At 46.7% G+C, this 781-nt stretch carries 2 protein-coding genes and 1 pseudogene; all 3 read right to left on the reverse strand.

Annotated features, from left to right (window positions below):
• A pseudogene (locus tag B3S86_RS00005) lies at positions 1-137 on the reverse strand (30S ribosomal protein S12); the annotation flags it as partial.
• Positions 138-262: 125 nt separating this feature from the next.
• Positions 263-514, reverse strand: coding sequence for a ribosomal L7Ae/L30e/S12e/Gadd45 family protein (locus tag B3S86_RS00010; RefSeq protein WP_023466620.1), 252 nt, complete (start codon positions 512-514; stop codon positions 263-265).
• A gap of 80 nt (positions 515-594) precedes the next feature.
• On the reverse strand, positions 595-781 hold a 187-nt coding region (locus B3S86_RS00015; RefSeq protein WP_290747818.1), incomplete at its 5' end, for a hypothetical protein.

Below are 781 nucleotides of genomic sequence, written 5' to 3' on the forward strand. Positions count from 1 at the left end.
ACACCACGTTTTTGTGGTGAGCTGATGTCAGTACGAGCTTTAATGAAGCTGTTGTACCCTTTGTTCAGCGCTGGCGAATCTGATTTCACAACTTTTGATTGACGTCCTTTACGGACTAATTGGTTGATAGTAGGCATCTTTGAGATCCTCCCTTCCTGAATTCATGACAAATTTCAAAACCACCGAGCCGGGTGGTTCATCGAAAGTCATAATGAAACGTTTTGCGTGGCTCAGGCATTCCATCGCCACACAAAACGCATTATCAAACTTTCTTAATGGCAACAGCTGTTGCTGCGACATCGATTCCACAAGCTTTTCCAAGCTCTTGCTTAGAAGGAACATTCACGACTGGAACGTTAGCTTGTTTCGCCGCATCGAGCAATGCTTGTTTTACGTGTTCATCTGCGTCATCCGCAATGATCACTTCCGACGCCTTGCCAGATCGCAATGCTTTGAGCGTTTGCTTTTGACCGACAAACTTCAAATCTGCGCCGACTACTTTTTTGTAAGACATGAAGATATCCTCCAAAATAACACAGCCGGTTGGCAACACTATATCATAGTAGCACCGCCATACCGGCGTGTCAAGGCGTTTTATTCTACCGGAGAATCGGCTTCTACAGGTGCTTCGCCAGCTACTTCGAGATCGATCTGACGGTAACGTGACATCCCAGTACCAGCTGGAACCAACTTACCGATGATGACGTTCTCTTTCAAGCCGCGAAGGTAGTCGCTCTTCCCTTTAATCGCTGCATCCGTAAGGACACGAGTCGTTTCTTGG

The organism is Exiguobacterium sp. UBA3968 (assembly GCF_002385115.1).
In the GTDB taxonomy this organism is placed as follows: domain Bacteria; phylum Bacillota; class Bacilli; order Exiguobacteriales; family Exiguobacteriaceae; genus Exiguobacterium_A.